Raw genomic sequence first — 15349 nt, 5'->3', positions numbered from 1 at the left:
TACCTAAAAAAATATTTTATTCTTCTTCTGCCGCCTGCACTTCTAAAAGCAACTCTAAAATAGAAATGGCTGCCTGAGCAATCTGAGTACCAGGACCAAATACCCCCACTACACCAGCCTCATAAAGTGAAGCATAATCCTGAGCAGGAATAACACCACCTGCAACGACCATAATATCCGGACGACCCAAAGCTTCTAAGGCCGCAATGCTTTCAGGCACCAAGGTTTTATGTCCACCAGCCAAAGAGGAAAGGCCCAAAATATGGACATCATTCTCCGCCGCCTGACGAGCAGCTTCTTCTGGAGTCTGAAATAATGGCCCCATATCCACATCAAAACCTAAATCAGCAAAACCAGTAGCAATGACTTTTGCCCCACGATCATGCCCATCTTGGCCCAATTTGGCAATCATAATACGAGGACGGCGACCCTCTGCTTTGGCGTATTGGTTGGCCAAGGCCTGCGCCCGCTCAAAGTATTCATTACCCGATGCTTCCTGAGCATAAACCCCAGAAATAGTGCGGTTGGTGGCCTGATAACGACCAAAAGAGCTTTCCATAGCCGCCGAGATCTCGCCCAAACTAGCCCGCAAACGCGCAGCGTCTACGGCCAAGGCCAAAAGGTTGCCTGCTCCGCTTTCTGCCGCTGCTGTAATTTTGGCCAATGCTTCTTGTACGGCCGCCTCATCTCTACTCGCTTTCATGGCTTCCAAACGCTTGACCTGAGCCTCTCTTACCGCCTTGTTGTCTACTTCTAAAATGTCTAAGGGATCTTCTTTTTCCAAACGGAATAAGTTAACACCCACCAATTGCTCACGCCCGCTATCAATTCTAGCTTGCTTGCGAGCCGCCGCTTCTTCAATGCGCATTTTGGGCAAACCGGTTTCTATGGCCTTGGCCATACCCCCCAATTCTCGCACTTCCTGAATGTGCGCCCAAGCTTTATTGATCAATTCTTGAGTCAAGTATTCTACATAATAAGAACCCGCCCAAGGATCAATGGCATCGGTTACTTTGGTCTCTTCCTGAATATAAATCTGCGTCTCCCGAGCAATTTTAGCCGAGAAGTCCGTAGGCAAGGCAATGGCTTCATCAAAAGAGTTGGTGTGCAAGGATTGCGTGCCTCCCAAAACGGCTGCCATGGCCTCAATACAGGTCCGAGCCACATTGTTATAAGGATCTTGCTCGGTTAAACTCCAACCCGAAGTTTGACAATGTGTTCTGAGCATCAATGATTTGTTGTTCTTTGGCTCAAATTGATTGACCAATTTGGCCCAAAGCATCCGACCCGCACGCATTTTCGCAATTTCCATAAAATGATTCATCCCAATGCCCCAAAAGAAGGACAAACGAGGCGCAAAATCATCTACTTTTAAGCCCGCCTTAATCCCCGTCTCAATATATTCCAAACCATCGGCTAGGGTATAGGCCAATTCCAAATCTGCCGGAGCACCCGCCTCATGCATATGATAACCACTGATCGAAATCGAGTTGAATTTGGGCATTTTGCTAGAGGTGTAGGCAAAAATATCCGCAATGATGCGCATAGAAGCCGCCGGCGGATAAATGTAGGTGTTGCGCACCATGAACTCTTTCAAAATATCATTCTGAATGGTCCCACTCAGTTTTTCCTGCGCCACACCCTGCTCTTCTGCCGCTACAATGAAAAAGGCCATAACGGGAATCACCGCCCCATTCATGGTCATCGAAACCGACATCTGGTCCAAGGGAATCTGATCAAAGAGGATCTTCATATCTTCCACGCTATCAATGGCTACGCCCGCCTTGCCCACATCGCCTTTTACTCTGGGATGGTCCGAATCATAACCGCGGTGGGTGGCCAAATCAAAGGCTACAGAAAGGCCCTTTTGCCCCGCCGCCAAGTTCCGGCGATAAAAAGCATTAGATTCCTCCGCAGTCGAAAATCCCGCATATTGCCGAATGGTCCAAGGCCGCAAAGGATACATGCCCGCATAAGGCCCTCCAATAAAAGGTGCCTTGCCAGCCCCAAATTTATGATGCTCGTTTTCAGCAATGTCTTCCTCCGAAAAACGAGTTTTTAAAGGGATTTGCTCGGCATTCTCCCAAGTCGATGAAGCCGCTTTTTCTTGCTTGTAGTAAGGCGTTTGCGCACAAATGTCTACGTCTAAATAGTTCATAGCTATTATTTTTTAGGGCGGTAATCTGCTTAATTATTTGTTGGCCTTTTTTTCTGCTGCTGTTTGGGGCCTCCTGCCTACGGCAGGCGCTACGTTTCGCAGCTCGCTATTCGCTCGGCCCTGCAGCGCTAAAGCGCTTTGGTCTGGCCCTTCGGGCCACTGCTGCACATCGCTAGGCCGTTTGGCCTTCGGCCATGGCTGCCAAAGGCAGCTATTTTTTGGCTAGCTAGCCAGCAAATTAAGGATTTTAGGCCAAAAAATTAAGCCGGCCAAGCCTAAAGTCGCTAGGGCAAAAATCAATACCGCTGCCGCAGCCATGTCCTTGGCTTTCTTGGCCAAAGGATGAAAATCAGGCTGAACCAGATCAACCACATATTCTAAAGCGGAGTTGAGGGCCTCTAGGGCCAATACGCCCCCAATGGCCAAAATAATAAGGCCCCATTCCCAAGGCGCAAGCGCAAAGTAATAGGCCGCTAGCAAAACCGTGATGGCCGCAATAAGATGCAAAATAGCGTGGGGATGCCGACCCGAAACAAAATCAAAAAGGCCCGCAAAGGCATAGCCAAAGCTGGCCCAACGGGCTTTTATATAGTTTTTCATGCTTTTGATCCCTAAGATAGGGGAGAACAGCTTTTTTTATGAGCCAAAAAGAAACAAAATACCTTGTTTAGCGCTTAAACTGCTGGTCCCAAACAAAATATATCCGCTCCTACAGGCCCGAAGGGCCGCAGGCTGAGGGATGGACAGCAGTGGCCGAAGGCTAGACCCAGTTTTTTTGAGCGCAGCGAAAAAAACGCAGGGCCGAGCGAATAGCGAGCTGCGAAACAGCCCGACCCGCCCGAAGGGCGGGGCAGCCCCAAAAAATAGAAATCAATACATTAGAGCGCCTTTAAAAATAAGTTATTAACTTGAAGGGTTCTATCAAAACAAACCACTATGCTAGCTAGAATTATAGGCTCTTCTATCTTTATTATGCTCTTTCTTTCCCTAGAGTTTTATGTTTTTTATGGCCTCAAGGGGCATTTTAAAGATCAGTTTAAACTCTGGATGAAAATCAGTTATTGGCTTTCTGCTGCGACTCCAGTGGCTTGGCTATTTTTTATGGGCCGTACGGCCTCTGCCCAACCCTTGAGCAATTTACAACTGGCTCATCACCTGATGATTGGAATTTGGGTGACCTTGCTGGTGACAAAGTTGGTCTATGCGGGCTTCCTTTTTATTGAGGATTTTTATCGCTTTACGCATTATGGGGGCCAACAATTGGCCAAACTGAAGGATGCAGAACGGGAAGTGAACTTGCAAAGCCGACGAACTTTTATGCGCCGTTTGGCCCTTTTTGTGGCGGCGGTTCCCTTTGCTTCTTTTCTCTATGGGATTAGCCGCGGAAAATATGCCTATACTGTGGACAAGGTGAAAATTAAGGACCCCGAACTGCCTGAGGCCTTCAATGGCCTGCGAATGGTCCAGATTTCTGATGTGCATGCAGGCAGTTTTGATAACCGAGAGGCCGTGGCCAAAGGCCTGCAAATGATACAGGACCTAGAAGCGGACCTGATCGTCTTTACGGGCGATTTGGTGAATAATCGCGCCCATGAAATTGTTCCCTATATCGACCTTTTTGCCAATTTGACGGCTCCCCTCGGTAAATTTTCTGTGCTGGGCAACCATGATTATGGCAGCTATGTCCGCTGGCCCTCCGATGCGGCCAAGGAACAAAATCTCGATAAACTCAAGCAATATCAAGCCGATATGGGCTTTAAAATGTTAAACAACAGCGCGCTAGTACTCGAAAAAGAGGGGCAGCAAATTTGTTTGGCTGGAGTAGAAAATTGGGGCCATGGTCCCTATCCCAAAGAAGGCGATCTGGCGGGCTGCTTTGGCGAAGAAAATAATGGATTGTTTACCATTTTGCTTTCTCATGACCCCACACATTGGCGGCATAAGGTGCTAGAACATCCCCAAAAGGTGCATCTGACCCTCAGCGGGCATACGCATGGAATGCAATTAGGCGTGAAAATTCCTGGCTTCCAATGGAGCCCCGCCAAATGGCGCTATAAAGAATGGGCCGGACTTTATGAAGATTTGGGCCAACGCCTCTACGTAAATAGAGGGTTTGGATTTTTGGGCTTCCCAGGTAGAGTGGGCATGCTACCCGAAATTACCCTTTTTGAACTCACTAAGGCATAGGAATTTGCTCGCTATAAAGCAAAATTTCTCCTCTACCATTAAAGCCCGGAAAATGAAAGACACACTTCTTGTTTTTAACGTCTAGTTCATAAGGAAACTTAATTTCTTTTTGCTTTTTCTTATCGTAGATAAGCAGATAATCCTCATGTCTTTCGATGATTTTAGCATCTATTGTCTCTTTAAGGGTCTTGAGATAAACCATGCTGTCTTGCAAAAGAATACGCCCATTATTTAGATGCTGGATGATAGCCCGCTCCTGTACAGGTATAGGGGTTTTATCTGAGGATGGGTTCTGCAGTTTGCTTTCATAAATTGTCCAATGGCTATCCTGAATAATGTTATTCTTTGCTAGCTTTTTACTGCTCTGACAAGCGAATAGAAGGCTGGCCAAGAGAAAGATGCTTAGGATCTGTTTCATAGAATTACTTTTAGGTTTGTGTTTTATTAAAAGAACTGACTAAGGCATAGGAATTTGCTCGCTATAAAGCAAGATTTCTCCTTCTCCATCAAAGCCAGGAAAACGAAAGACGCACTTCTTGTTTTTAGCGTCTAGTTCATAAGGAAACTTAATTTCTTTCTGTTCTTTGGCATCATAAAGAAGAAGAAAGTCTGCCTGCCTAGCGATGATTTTAGCATCCGTTTTCTCTTTCTGAGACTGTATGTAAAATGTACTGTCTTGAATTTGAATGATAGCCTGATCAAAAATTTGATTAGCTATTACCTCTTGCAAGGCCTTGCCAAACTGTTCCTCTTGAACGTTTTTTATTTTATAATCATAAACCTTCCAATAGCTGTCTCCAATGACGCTTTTTTCTGCTAGCTGTTTGCTTGTCTGACAACTGAATAAAAGCACTGTAGAGAGCAGAATGCTTAGGATTTGTTTCATAGGATTATTTTTAGTTAGTATTATTTGTCTAATATAGTCTTTTAATAAGTGGCAAAGATCCTTAAAAGCATAATATGAAAAACTACCTCTACACCCTCTGTTGTTTATTTTTTACCTTTTCTTTAGCTGCTCAAGAAAGTTGGATTGTCCAATTAGCCTATAGCGAAGAGATAGAGGCCCAAAAATGGCCTAGCCATTGGGACCTAAGAGTGCTTCGTCCCTTGGTCCCTGCTCTCAATATTTGGGAGCTGCAACTAGGACCAACTGCCGCCCAAGAACTAGCCAATTGGCCTAGAGTAGTGGCCCTACAAAAAAATCATTCATTGCGCCCTCGCCTGATTCCTAATGATCCCGATTTTAATCAACAATGGCATCTGGAAAATAATGGCAGCAATGGTGGCTTGGTTGATGCCGATATTGATGCCACCACCGCCTGGGACTTGGCGCAGGGCGGCCAAACAGCCCTGGGCCAACAGCTCGTTTTGGCCGTTATTGACGATGGACTGGATACGACGCTAACAGAATTGCAAGGCCGCCTTTGGACCAATACCGCCGAAATTCCAAACAACGGCTTAGATGATGATGGAAATGGGTTTATTGACGACTTTAAAGGCTGGTCTAGCTTCAACCAAAATGATGAGATTTCAGGCGGAACCTTTGGCGCTAGCCATGGTAGTCCCGTCAGTAGCTTGATTGTGGGCCAAGCCAATAACAATAGCTTAGGCACTGGCATTGACTGGTACAGCCAACTGCTGACGGTGGTCGGTGGCGGCAGCAATGAGGCCGAAGCCATAGCTGCTTATGCCTACCCCTTGGCCCAAAGAAGAGCCTATAACCGCTCTGGCGGCCAAAAAGGAGCCCTAATCGTTGCCATAAATGCCTCTTGGGGCGTAGATGAGGTGCTGGCTACTGATTTTCCCGTTTTGACCAATCTCTTTGACTCTTTGGGGCAAGCTGGTATTTTGGTCGTGGCCTCTACCTCTAATGCAAATAATAATGTGGACCTAGTAGGCGACCTGCCCACACATAGCCCCAGCCCTTACCTGATTGCGGTGACCAATAGTAACCGTAGCGACCAAAAGGTGACCGCCGCTGGTTTTGGTCGCCAAAGTATTGACCTAGCCGCCCCTGGCGATGGCCTATATACCCAAATGAAAGGGGGAAGCATGGGCAATTTTTCGGGTACTTCGGCAGCGGCGCCCTTAGTTACTGCAGCGATTGGCCTGATTTATAGCCTGCCTTGTCCCCGCCTGGCTTATCTGGCCCAATTGCAGCCCGCAGCCACCGCCCTTTATGTCAAAAATGCCATTTTAGCGGGAGTAGATAGCCTGCCCCAACTCGATACCTTTTGCCTTTCTGGCGGTCGCCTCAACTTAGCCCAAGCCTTAGCCGCTGCGGAATATAGTGATTGCCAATTGCCTAGCTGCACGGCCCCCTATAATCTATCTTTTTCTTCCAATCAGCCCGATAGCCTGCTGCTTTCTTGGAGCAGCCAAGCCGATAGCAGCTTTTTGCGCTACCGCCTTTTGGGCCAAAGCAACTGGCAGTTGCTCAGCACTACAGATAGCTTTTTGCTTTTGGACCAACTGCAGCCCTGCCAAACTTACGAACTTGCCCTTTGGTCGAGCTGCAACGGCCAAGCTTCTGCCGATACCAATTATGTTTTTTGGGAGAGCCAAGGCTGCTGCAATGCCCCTCAACTTTGGCAATTGGATAGCAGCGGCGGCGATTTCTTGGCCCTCTCTTTTACAGAGATAGCCGCCGCCCAAAGCTATACGCTAACTTATGGCCCAATAGGGCAGGGGAGTAGCCAAACACTCCAAAGCAGTCAAAATAACTTTACTTTGCCCAACCTAGATAGCTGCCAAGCCTATGAGATTCGCCTTTGGTCCAACTGCGCTAGCCCTAGTTTAGATAGCCTAAATCTACAATTGAGCACGGCAGGCTGTGGCAGTTGCCGCGATCTAAATTATTGCGCTCCCTTTGCTAATAACAACTTTGAATGGTTGACAGCGCTGCAACTGGGCGATAGTAGTTATGCTTCTTCTGTTGTTGCAAATGGCTATGCCGCCTATGATAGCAGCTTCTTTTTGCAAGCGGGCCAAACTTACCCCATTCACTGGAGCTGGGCCACGGGCAGTAGCCCTTTTCCCAATTGGCGCCTGGGGCTTTGGGTAGATCTGGACCGCAATGGGCAGTTTGATAGCCTCGAATTGGTCTGGAGCTCTCCCACAATTAGCCAAATGCAAACAACTTATGTAGACCAACTGACGATTCCCACCCATTGGCTGGGCAATTACCGCAGTCGCTGGCAGCTCAAATGGGGCTCTGGCGCCTTTAGCAGCTGTGGCGATACGGGCTTTGGTGAGACCAAAGATTATTGTCTGCAAGTGGATTCGCCCGATGGCCTAAACCCCATTGCCCAATCCCAAATGCAGCTTTATCCCCAACCCGCTCGGCAGGCCCTCTACCTAAAGTCGCCCCCTCAATTAGGCGAACTTTGGATGATTTATGACTTACAGGGCCGCCAACTAGCCAGCGGACAGTGGTCGGGCCAAATCTCTTTGGGCCAATGGCCCGCAGGGCTCTATATTTTGCATTGGCCTAATTTAGGCCTACAAGATCGCTTTCTGAAGGAGTAGGTATTGGGGCCTCCGCCTCACTTCGCTCGTCGGCGCTACGTTTCGCAGCTCGCTATTCGCTCGGCCCTGCGGCCTGACGGCCTTGGTCTGCGGCTTCGCCGCACTGCTGCACATCGCTAGGCCGATACTGTAGGTTGAAACCTACAGCAAGGGTGGTATTGCTTCGCAATGTTTTTATGGAATGCGGGTTAAAACCCGCATTGATTTAAATCTTTTGGCGGTAAAATTGGCTGTTTTCCTCTAGTTATGGGCCGAAGGTTTTAACCTTCGGCCCATTTTTATTGGATGTAGCTGGGTCTCCTTGATTGCTGTAGGTTTTAACCTATAGGTCTATATAATAGCGTGATTTCGGAGCCAAGCTCCAAACAATTCAAAGGGAAAGCTATTCGGGATTTGTAAAATGGCATTTGTAAAGTTGAGAAAGACTGTTGGGGGTGTCTGAAAAAGTAGGGGCTTGTCCCTAGGGGGGAAAGGGTGCACACAAAATTTTAAACAGTCTCACAAACTCGGCAAAGGGCCGCAGGCCCGTCGGCTGAGGGATGGAAAAGGGTGGCCCAAAGGGCCAGACCAAGCTTTTTGAGCGCAGCGAAAAAAGCGCAGGGCCGAGCGAACAGCGAGCCCGCGCACAGCCCGACCCGCCCGCAGGGCGGGGCAGCCCCAAAACAAAACTCGAACTATCTAGAAAAGCCTGCTTTTTATCGAACTTGTTGGAGAACTCTTATTTTTAGCCTTAATTTGAAGCAAATAAAAGAATCCCTTATGCGTCAATTTTATGGAGTTTTAGTTTTGCTCATTTTAGGGGGGAGTCCTCTTTTTGGGCAAGATAGTCTTGATTTGGCTGCTTGTATTAACTATGCTTGGCAGCACAACCCCCAGATCAAGCAGGCGGGTATACAGCAGCGGCAGGCCGAGCTGAACCGTAAGCAAGCGAGCTGGGCGTTTTACCCTACATTAAATGCCTCTTTTCGGCATGGCTTGAACTTGGGGCGTTCGATTGATTTTACCTCCTATCAGTATGTCAATCAGAGCACGCAGTCTTCTCAGCTTTCGCTCAATACCAATTTTCCGATTTATCAGGGGTTGCGTTTGCGCAATCAGCTCAAGCAAAGTCGATTGGATGTTCAGGCGAGTGCGCAGGATTTGGAGCAGGCCAAGCAGACCAACGCCCTTTCAGTGGCTCAGGCCTATTTGCAGGTCTTGCTGGCGGAGGAAAACTTGCAGGTTTTGCAGGCACAAAAAGCCTTGACCGAAGAGCAATTGGTCCAAACCCTCAAGCAGATTAAAGCGGGCAACTTGCCTGATAATAGCCGTTTGGAGCTAGAAGCGCAGCAGGCTAGAGATGAGCAGGCCATCGTTAATGCAGAAAACACGATTGAGTTGGCTTATGTCAATCTCAAGGTCCTCATCAATATGCCCGTAGATGAAAATATCCGTTTGAAGGTGATGCAAATGGAGTTGCCTGCAGCCCGAGAGCTAGAAAGCTTGGAGGAGCTATATCTAGAAGCGGCGGCCAATATGCCCAATATGGCCGCCAATCGCTTGAGAGAAGAAAGTGCAGATATGGCGATCAAGATAGCGGAAGGGGGCTTAATGCCTACCTTAGGGGGCTATGTTTCCTTGACTTCCAACTATTCTTCGGCGGCTAAAGACCGAACGACAGAGCAAACTACTCAAACCCTTTATTTAGATGTCAATGGGACACAAATTCCCGTAGAATTTCCTACAGTACAGACCATAGAAGGGGGAACCACTCCTTATTTTGAGCAAGTGGGGAACAACCTCTACACCAACCTAGGCATCAACTTATCGGTCCCTATCTTTAATGGCTTACAGACGCGGATTGCGATTGATCGGGCCAAACTCAACTTAGAATTGGCCAAGTTAAATAGCAGTCAGGCCCAAAATCAGCTCAAGGCAGATATCCAAAGAGCCTTAACCGATGTTAAAGCGGCTAGAAAAAGCCTAGAAGCGGCCCAAAAAAGCTTGGCCGCCACCTCGGCCTCTGCGGCAAACACCCGCAAACGCTTTGAGCTGGGCATTGTCAATGGGTTTGAGCTCAGTTCTGTACAAAATATGTTGACCTCAGCGGCCTCTTCGGTGGTGCAGGCCAAATATGATTTACTTTTCAAACTAAAGGTCCTTGATTTTTATAGAGGGATAGGACTGAATACTCCCCAAGAAAACTAAGAAGGCTATGGCAAAGAAGAAAAAGGGCATCAGTCCCATTATCTGGATTATCGGTTTGGTGCTTATAGCAACGGCCTTGATTGTGATTTTCCGCAAAGACGGAAAGTCTAAGGCGATTCGAGTGGCCGTAGAAGCTGCCGAAAAGCGGCAAATTGTCGAGTCGGTTTATGCGAGTGGAAAACTATTTCCCGCCACAGAGGTAGAAATTACCTCCAATGTATCGGGAACCATCGTCGAGCTTTTGGTAGAAGAAGGAGAAAATGTCAAGGAAGGGCAGTTGTTGGCCAAAATTGACCCCGAAGCCTTGGCTTCTGTGGTTGAACGGGCAGCGGCTAGTGCCAAATCGGCTAGAGCGCAATTGGGGAACATCAAGGCCCAAAAAGATCAACTCTTGGTGCAGTTGGCCCAAGCCAAAGTCAATTACGATCGGAACAAAACCCTTTTTGACGAGGGTGTTATTTCTAAGGCTGAGCTAGAAACCATGGAGACCAACCTCCGCTCTACCGAGGCCAATATTGCGGCCCTAGACGAGAGCATCCGCTCAGCCAAGTTTAATGTAGAAAGTGCCGATGCCACGGTGCGGGAGCAGCAGAAAAACCTTTCGCAAACCTCTATTTATGCGCCTATGGCCGGGGTGGTGTCTAAGCTTTACAAAAAACAAGGCGAGCAGGTAGTTGGAACCATTCAGATGGCGGGAACGCCCATTCTAAAAATCTCTAACCTCAGCTCCATAGAGGTCCGTGTAGATGTGAATGAGCGCGATATTTTACAACTCAACCGAGGCGATTCGGCAGATATTGAGCTAGATGCTTATCCCAACCGCAAGTTTTTGGGCCTAGTGACTCATATTGCCAACACGGCCACGGGCCTGAGCACTATGGCGCTCACGTCGGATCAGGTAACCAACTTTGAGGTGCGCATATTGATGTCGCAAGAAAGCTATAAGGACTTACAAGTTGATCCCAATAAGCCCCCCTTTAGAGCAGGACTTTCAGCCTCTGCAGAAATTCGCACCAATAGCATTCCCAATGCTTTGTCTCTTCCCATTGCAGCCGTCACTAGCCGAGAAGATGAGGAAGCCGAGGAGCAAGTCAGAAAAGGAGAGGAGGTTAGCCTAAAGGAATATGTATTTGTCCAAATGGCCGATTCTGTCCGCCTGCAAGAAGTAAAAACGGGCATTCAAGATGATCGCTACATCCAAATTACCTCTGGCTTAAAGGCAGGCGAGCAAGTCGTCATCGCTCCCTTTGATGCTATTTCTAAGAAGTTGGAGCAGGGGAGTCTAATTGAGGCCGTAGCAGAAAAAGACCTGTATAAAAAGACGACAGAGAAGTAGATGGATTTGGGGCTGCCCCTCCCTTCGGTCGGGTCGGGCTGTTTCGCAGCTCGCTGTTCGCTCGGCCCTGCGCCGCCTTCGGCGGCTGGGTCTGGCCCTTTGGGCCACTGCTGTCCATCCCTCAGCCGCGTCGCTGCGCTCCTTTGCGGCGGCTTCGCCGCCTGCTGGACCAAAAGGGGCTAGTGAGCAGAAAATCTTTTGTTTGCAATGGCTTTAAAGCTCAAAAAATGAAGGGCTAAGGGCTTTTTTGCACTTATAATTTGCTCGGCCCTTAAAAAAATGTTTATTTTTGCAAGCATTTTTAGGGGCTTTTTTGGCTAAATGTCAAGCGCAAACCCCTTTAAAAAGCACCTTTTGAGAGAAAGGAATAAAGAAAATTATTTACATAAAAATCTGTTCAACCAACGCTAAGTAGAACAAAGTTATGGCAGTATTAGGAAAGATTCGCAACCAGTTTGGTTGGGTGATGATGGGGCTAGTGATTCTAGGGATCGGGGGCTTCCTCTTTATGGATGTAAGCTCAGTGGGCCGCGGAATGGGCGCTCAGCAGCGAATTGTAGCAAAAATTAACGGAGAGGATGTTCTCCGTGAAGACTTTGAGGTCTACATTAAAAATTATGAAGGCGCTCAAGCTAGTCAAGAGCAAATTCGTGAACAAGCTTGGAAAGATCTCTTGAGCAATGTTATTTATAAGCAACAGGCCAAAAAGCTGGGCATTGTTGTTACTGAAGAGGAATTGACAGATCTATTTACTGGAGAAAATATTAGTCCTTTGGTGCAACAGCAGTTTGCTCAAATGGGAGCAGGCGTTGATCGCAACATGATCGAGCAGCAACGTAACGCTTATTTTCAAGCCAAAGAAAAAAGCCCTTCAGAATTGACCAATCAGGAAATTCAGTTTTTGAATGCTTGGGAGGCCCTAGAAAAATCTGTAGCGGATGAGCGTTTGGCAGCCAAGTACACTGCAATGCTCCAAAAGGGAATCTATGCTCCTGCATGGATGGTTAATGCAGAGTACGCTCGTAAAAACAGAACATACGACTTTAACTTCAGTCGCGTATTGTATGCAGATGTCGATAATGCTGAAGTAAGTATTTCTGATGCTGACCTTAATAAATACATTCAGGAGCACGCCAAAGCGTATGAGCGCGAGGCTAGTGTGTCTGTTGAATATGTAGTATTTGATGTACAAGCTTCATCTACAGATACAGCAAATTATAAGAAGAACTATGCTAGCATGGTGGTAGACTTTGCCAAAACTTCTGGGCAAGAGGATACTGCTTATGCACAAACTAACCGCATTCAACTAGATCCTATCTATTATACAGAGGATAAATGGCAGGATGCTAGTATTAAGGACACACTCTTTAGCATGGATAAAGGCCAAGTTTATGGTCCTTATTTCGACAATTTGGGGCAAATCAAGCTAGTTAAAGTGATGGATCGCAAGATTATGCCTGATTCTGTAGCTTGTCGCCATATCATGAAGCCAGTGAATCGTCGTGATATTAACACTATGCAAGCGGCCTATATGGAGCTAGATTCTTTGCGTAAAATGCTTGTTGCAGGTACGGCTAACTTTGAGGAGCTCGTTGCTGCTCATAGTCTAGACATGAGTACTAAAGATAAAGCTGGTAAAATGGGTTATCGTGGCCGTGGTGATAGCTATGGCGCTCCCTTTGAAAACTATATCTTTGATATGGGGAAAAAGGATAGCTTTGAAATCATTCAGACACAAAACGCTATGCACCTTATCCAGATTACAGATTATAAGTTTGGGACCAACAAAGTAGGTCTTCGTCTAGCATATAAGAGTGAGCCAGTTCTTCCTTCTACTGAAACAGAAAAAGCGGCAGAAGCTAAAGCCAATGAATTTATGGCCAACAATCGTACTGTTGAAGAGCTAAAAGAGGCTGCTAAGAAGAATCCAAATCTTCGTTTGAGCAATGCTTCGGGTCTAGAAATTAACGATTATGTATTGACTCAGGGGTTGCAAGGATCTAATGCTACAGATATTATCAAATGGGCTCACAAAGAGGCTCAGGAAGGAGAAGTTGCTGGTCGTATTTTTGTCTTTACTGATCCTCAGCACAATACAGTTTCGGCTGTAGTGGTTGCTGGATTAGCGAGCAAATCAGCTAAAGGTTTGGCTAGTATTGAAGACAATAGTGTTCGTGCAGAAGTAGAGCGCATTGTTCGCAATGAAAAGAAAGCTGAAATTATTCTCAAAAAGCTAGAAGGGGTTACTTCTCTTGAAGCTATGGGAGGTAAATACAGCACAGCCAAAGTAGAAACTGCTAATGGTGTTCGTTATGATGCTCCTTTTATTCGTGAAGTAGGAGGTGTAGAGCCTAAGCTTACTGCTGTAGCTGATGTATTGGAAACAGGAAAAGTATCTAAGCCTTTTGCTGGAGAGCAAGGTGTTTATATGATTCAGTTGATCAATAAGCAAGAAGGACCTTCTTTGGAGAATATGCCTAATGCAGTACAGCAAAAGCGTAATTTTGTAATGCGTGCTATGTTGCCTGTAGCAGCAAGCAGTCCCGCAGGTTTCCGCGAAATGCTTTTGGAGGCGATCAAAAATGATATGAATATCAAAGATAATCGCGCTGATATGTACTAGGCCGATTAGCTTTTAGCTATAGAAAGCAGCCCATTCGTTATTGAGCGAATGGGCTGCTTTTTTGGTCTAGCAAGGCGGCGAAGCCGCCTTGGGCCCGAAGGGCCAATGGCCCAGCGCTGCGCAGCCGTGGCCGCAGGCCAGACCCAGCCGCCGAAGGCGGCGCAGGGCCGAGCGAAGAGCGAGCGGCGGAGCCTAGCGGCGGCCGCCCCAAATTGAAGGGCGGCCGCGGGCCCCAAAAGAAAAGGAGCGAGTTTGTTCAGCTTTTGGGGTTGAAAAGTCTTGAATCCCTCCACAAAGCGGCCTAAATATTAGTAAGATTGATAATTCTAGGCTATATTTGTGTAAGCCAAGCTCAACCAAGCATTGGCTTTTTCTGTTAATAGACAGATCATTATTTATTTTTAGCGGCCTTTTAGCCAATCCACCCCTCAAAGCGTATATCATTTTGGCTACTTATTCGATTCGTGACCTTGAAAAACTGTCTGGCATCAAAGCCCATACGATTCGGATTTGGGAACAGCGGTATAATATTATTGAGCCCAAGCGTACGGCAACCAATATTCGGTATTATACGGATGAGGATTTGCAGTATCTGCTCAATATTGCGTTCCTGAATCGGAATGGTATGCGTATTTCCAAGATTGCTCGTTTGACGCAGAAAGAGGTGATGGAGCGGGTAGAAAATATTGCGGAGGAGAGTGAGGAGCAGAGTAATTTGCTGCAGCGGCTTACGATGGCCATGATGGAGCTCAATGAGTTGGATTTTGAGCGGATTTTGGATCAGGAGGCGGAAAAAGAGGGCTTTGAGGCTTTGTTGAATAAGCTTTTGCTGCCATTTTTAGAGAAATTGAGTTTGCTTTGGCTGACTGGAGCGGTAAGTATTGTGCATGAACAGTTTGTGCATAACTTGATTCGACAGCGTTTGGCCCATGAGGTTTATTTATTGGGGCATGAAAGCAGTTTAGGCGATCGGCCAAGGGTCTTGTTGTTTGAGCCTTTGGGCGAGCAGCAAGAGATTTTATTGCTGCTATATCATTATTATTTGCGCTCTAGGGGCTGTACGAGTTGTTATTTGGGCAGCCAGATACCGCCTAAGGAATTAGAAGTTGCGGTAGAGCAATTTAAGCCCAGTTGTATTTTTACCACTAGTTCGAGTAATAATTCACAGTTGTCTCCACAAGATTTTTTGGGCCAACTTTGTAAGCGTTATCCCGATATACAGATATTTTGTTCGGCTCAGCCGATTATGCATCCCTTAGAGGCGGCGCCTAATTTGAGTCTATTTGAGGATTTTAGTGAATTTATCGACTTTTTGTCAGAACTCTCCTAA

10 protein-coding genes are annotated in these 15349 nt (G+C 47.0%); 6 read left to right on the top strand and 4 right to left on the bottom strand.

Annotated features, from left to right (window positions below):
- Positions 1–16 precede the first annotated feature (16 nt).
- The gene (gene scpA / locus PPO43_RS06750; RefSeq protein WP_272621051.1) at positions 17–2158 is read right to left on the bottom strand and encodes a methylmalonyl-CoA mutase; all 2142 of its coding nucleotides are present in this window, start codon (positions 2156–2158) and stop codon (positions 17–19) included.
- 222 nt (positions 2159–2380) lie between these two features.
- Positions 2381–2758, bottom strand: coding sequence for a diacylglycerol kinase family protein (locus PPO43_RS06745; RefSeq protein WP_272621050.1), 378 nt, complete (start codon positions 2756–2758; stop codon positions 2381–2383).
- A gap of 336 nt (positions 2759–3094) precedes the next feature.
- Between PPO43_RS06745 and PPO43_RS06740 the strand changes: the two genes are divergently transcribed.
- On the top strand, positions 3095–4345 hold the full coding sequence (locus tag PPO43_RS06740) for a metallophosphoesterase (protein ID WP_272621049.1): 1251 nt from the start codon (positions 3095–3097) through the stop codon (positions 4343–4345).
- Here PPO43_RS06740 and PPO43_RS06735 read toward each other — a convergent pair.
- Both PPO43_RS06735 and PPO43_RS06730 read right to left on the bottom strand, forming a co-directional pair.
- A complete protein-coding gene (locus PPO43_RS06735; RefSeq protein ID WP_272621048.1) occupies positions 4335–4763 on the bottom strand; it encodes a hypothetical protein in 429 nt (142 codons plus the stop codon). The two genes, PPO43_RS06740 and PPO43_RS06735, sit on opposite strands and share 11 nt — an antisense overlap.
- Positions 4764–4802: 39 nt before the next feature.
- Positions 4803–5231 (bottom strand): hypothetical protein, encoded by a 429-nt coding sequence (locus PPO43_RS06730; RefSeq protein ID WP_272621047.1) that lies wholly within the window; start codon positions 5229–5231, stop codon positions 4803–4805.
- A gap of 74 nt (positions 5232–5305) precedes the next feature.
- On the opposite strand from PPO43_RS06730, the gene PPO43_RS06725 reads away from it, so the two are divergent.
- The 5 genes from PPO43_RS06725 (at position 5306) to PPO43_RS06705 (ending at position 15349) form a co-directional block, all read left to right on the top strand.
- Positions 5306–7873, top strand: a complete 2568-nt coding sequence (locus PPO43_RS06725) for a S8 family serine peptidase (protein ID WP_272621046.1) — start codon at positions 5306–5308, stop codon at positions 7871–7873.
- 759 nt (positions 7874–8632) lie between these two features.
- A complete protein-coding gene (locus tag PPO43_RS06720) occupies positions 8633–10060 on the top strand; it encodes a TolC family protein (RefSeq protein ID WP_272621045.1) in 1428 nt (475 codons plus the stop codon).
- A 7-nt stretch (positions 10061–10067) separates the two neighbouring features.
- Positions 10068–11396, top strand: coding sequence for an efflux RND transporter periplasmic adaptor subunit (locus tag PPO43_RS06715; RefSeq protein WP_272621044.1), 1329 nt, complete (start codon positions 10068–10070; stop codon positions 11394–11396).
- Positions 11397–11820: 424 nt separating this feature from the next.
- Complete coding sequence (locus PPO43_RS06710; RefSeq protein ID WP_272621043.1) at positions 11821–14019, top strand: peptidylprolyl isomerase; 2199 nt, start codon at positions 11821–11823, stop codon at positions 14017–14019.
- A gap of 445 nt (positions 14020–14464) precedes the next feature.
- On the top strand, positions 14465–15349 hold the full coding sequence (locus tag PPO43_RS06705; protein ID WP_272621042.1) for a MerR family transcriptional regulator: 885 nt from the start codon (positions 14465–14467) through the stop codon (positions 15347–15349).

The organism is Saprospira sp. CCB-QB6 (assembly GCF_028464065.1).
In the GTDB taxonomy this organism is placed as follows: Bacteria; Bacteroidota; Bacteroidia; order Chitinophagales; family Saprospiraceae; genus Saprospira.
Note: the sequence above shows the minus strand (reverse complement) of the source record. Positions and strands in the feature narration are given on the sequence as shown.

Bases quoted from the DNA above. Each gene is read 5' to 3' on its own strand.
- scpA (WP_272621051.1), bottom strand. From the start codon at position 2,158: ATGAACTATTTAGACGTAGACATTTGTGCGCAAACGCCTTACTACAAG.
- PPO43_RS06745 (WP_272621050.1), bottom strand. From the start codon at position 2,758: ATGAAAAACTATATAAAAGCCCGTTGGGCCAGCTTTGGCTATGCCTTT.
- PPO43_RS06740 (WP_272621049.1), top strand. From the start codon at position 3,095: ATGCTAGCTAGAATTATAGGCTCTTCTATCTTTATTATGCTCTTTCTT.
- PPO43_RS06735 (WP_272621048.1), bottom strand. From the start codon at position 4,763: ATGAAACAGATCCTAAGCATCTTTCTCTTGGCCAGCCTTCTATTCGCT.
- PPO43_RS06730 (WP_272621047.1), bottom strand. From the start codon at position 5,231: ATGAAACAAATCCTAAGCATTCTGCTCTCTACAGTGCTTTTATTCAGT.
- PPO43_RS06725 (WP_272621046.1), top strand. From the start codon at position 5,306: ATGAAAAACTACCTCTACACCCTCTGTTGTTTATTTTTTACCTTTTCT.
- PPO43_RS06720 (WP_272621045.1), top strand. From the start codon at position 8,633: ATGCGTCAATTTTATGGAGTTTTAGTTTTGCTCATTTTAGGGGGGAGT.
- PPO43_RS06715 (WP_272621044.1), top strand. From the start codon at position 10,068: ATGGCAAAGAAGAAAAAGGGCATCAGTCCCATTATCTGGATTATCGGT.
- PPO43_RS06710 (WP_272621043.1), top strand. From the start codon at position 11,821: ATGGCAGTATTAGGAAAGATTCGCAACCAGTTTGGTTGGGTGATGATG.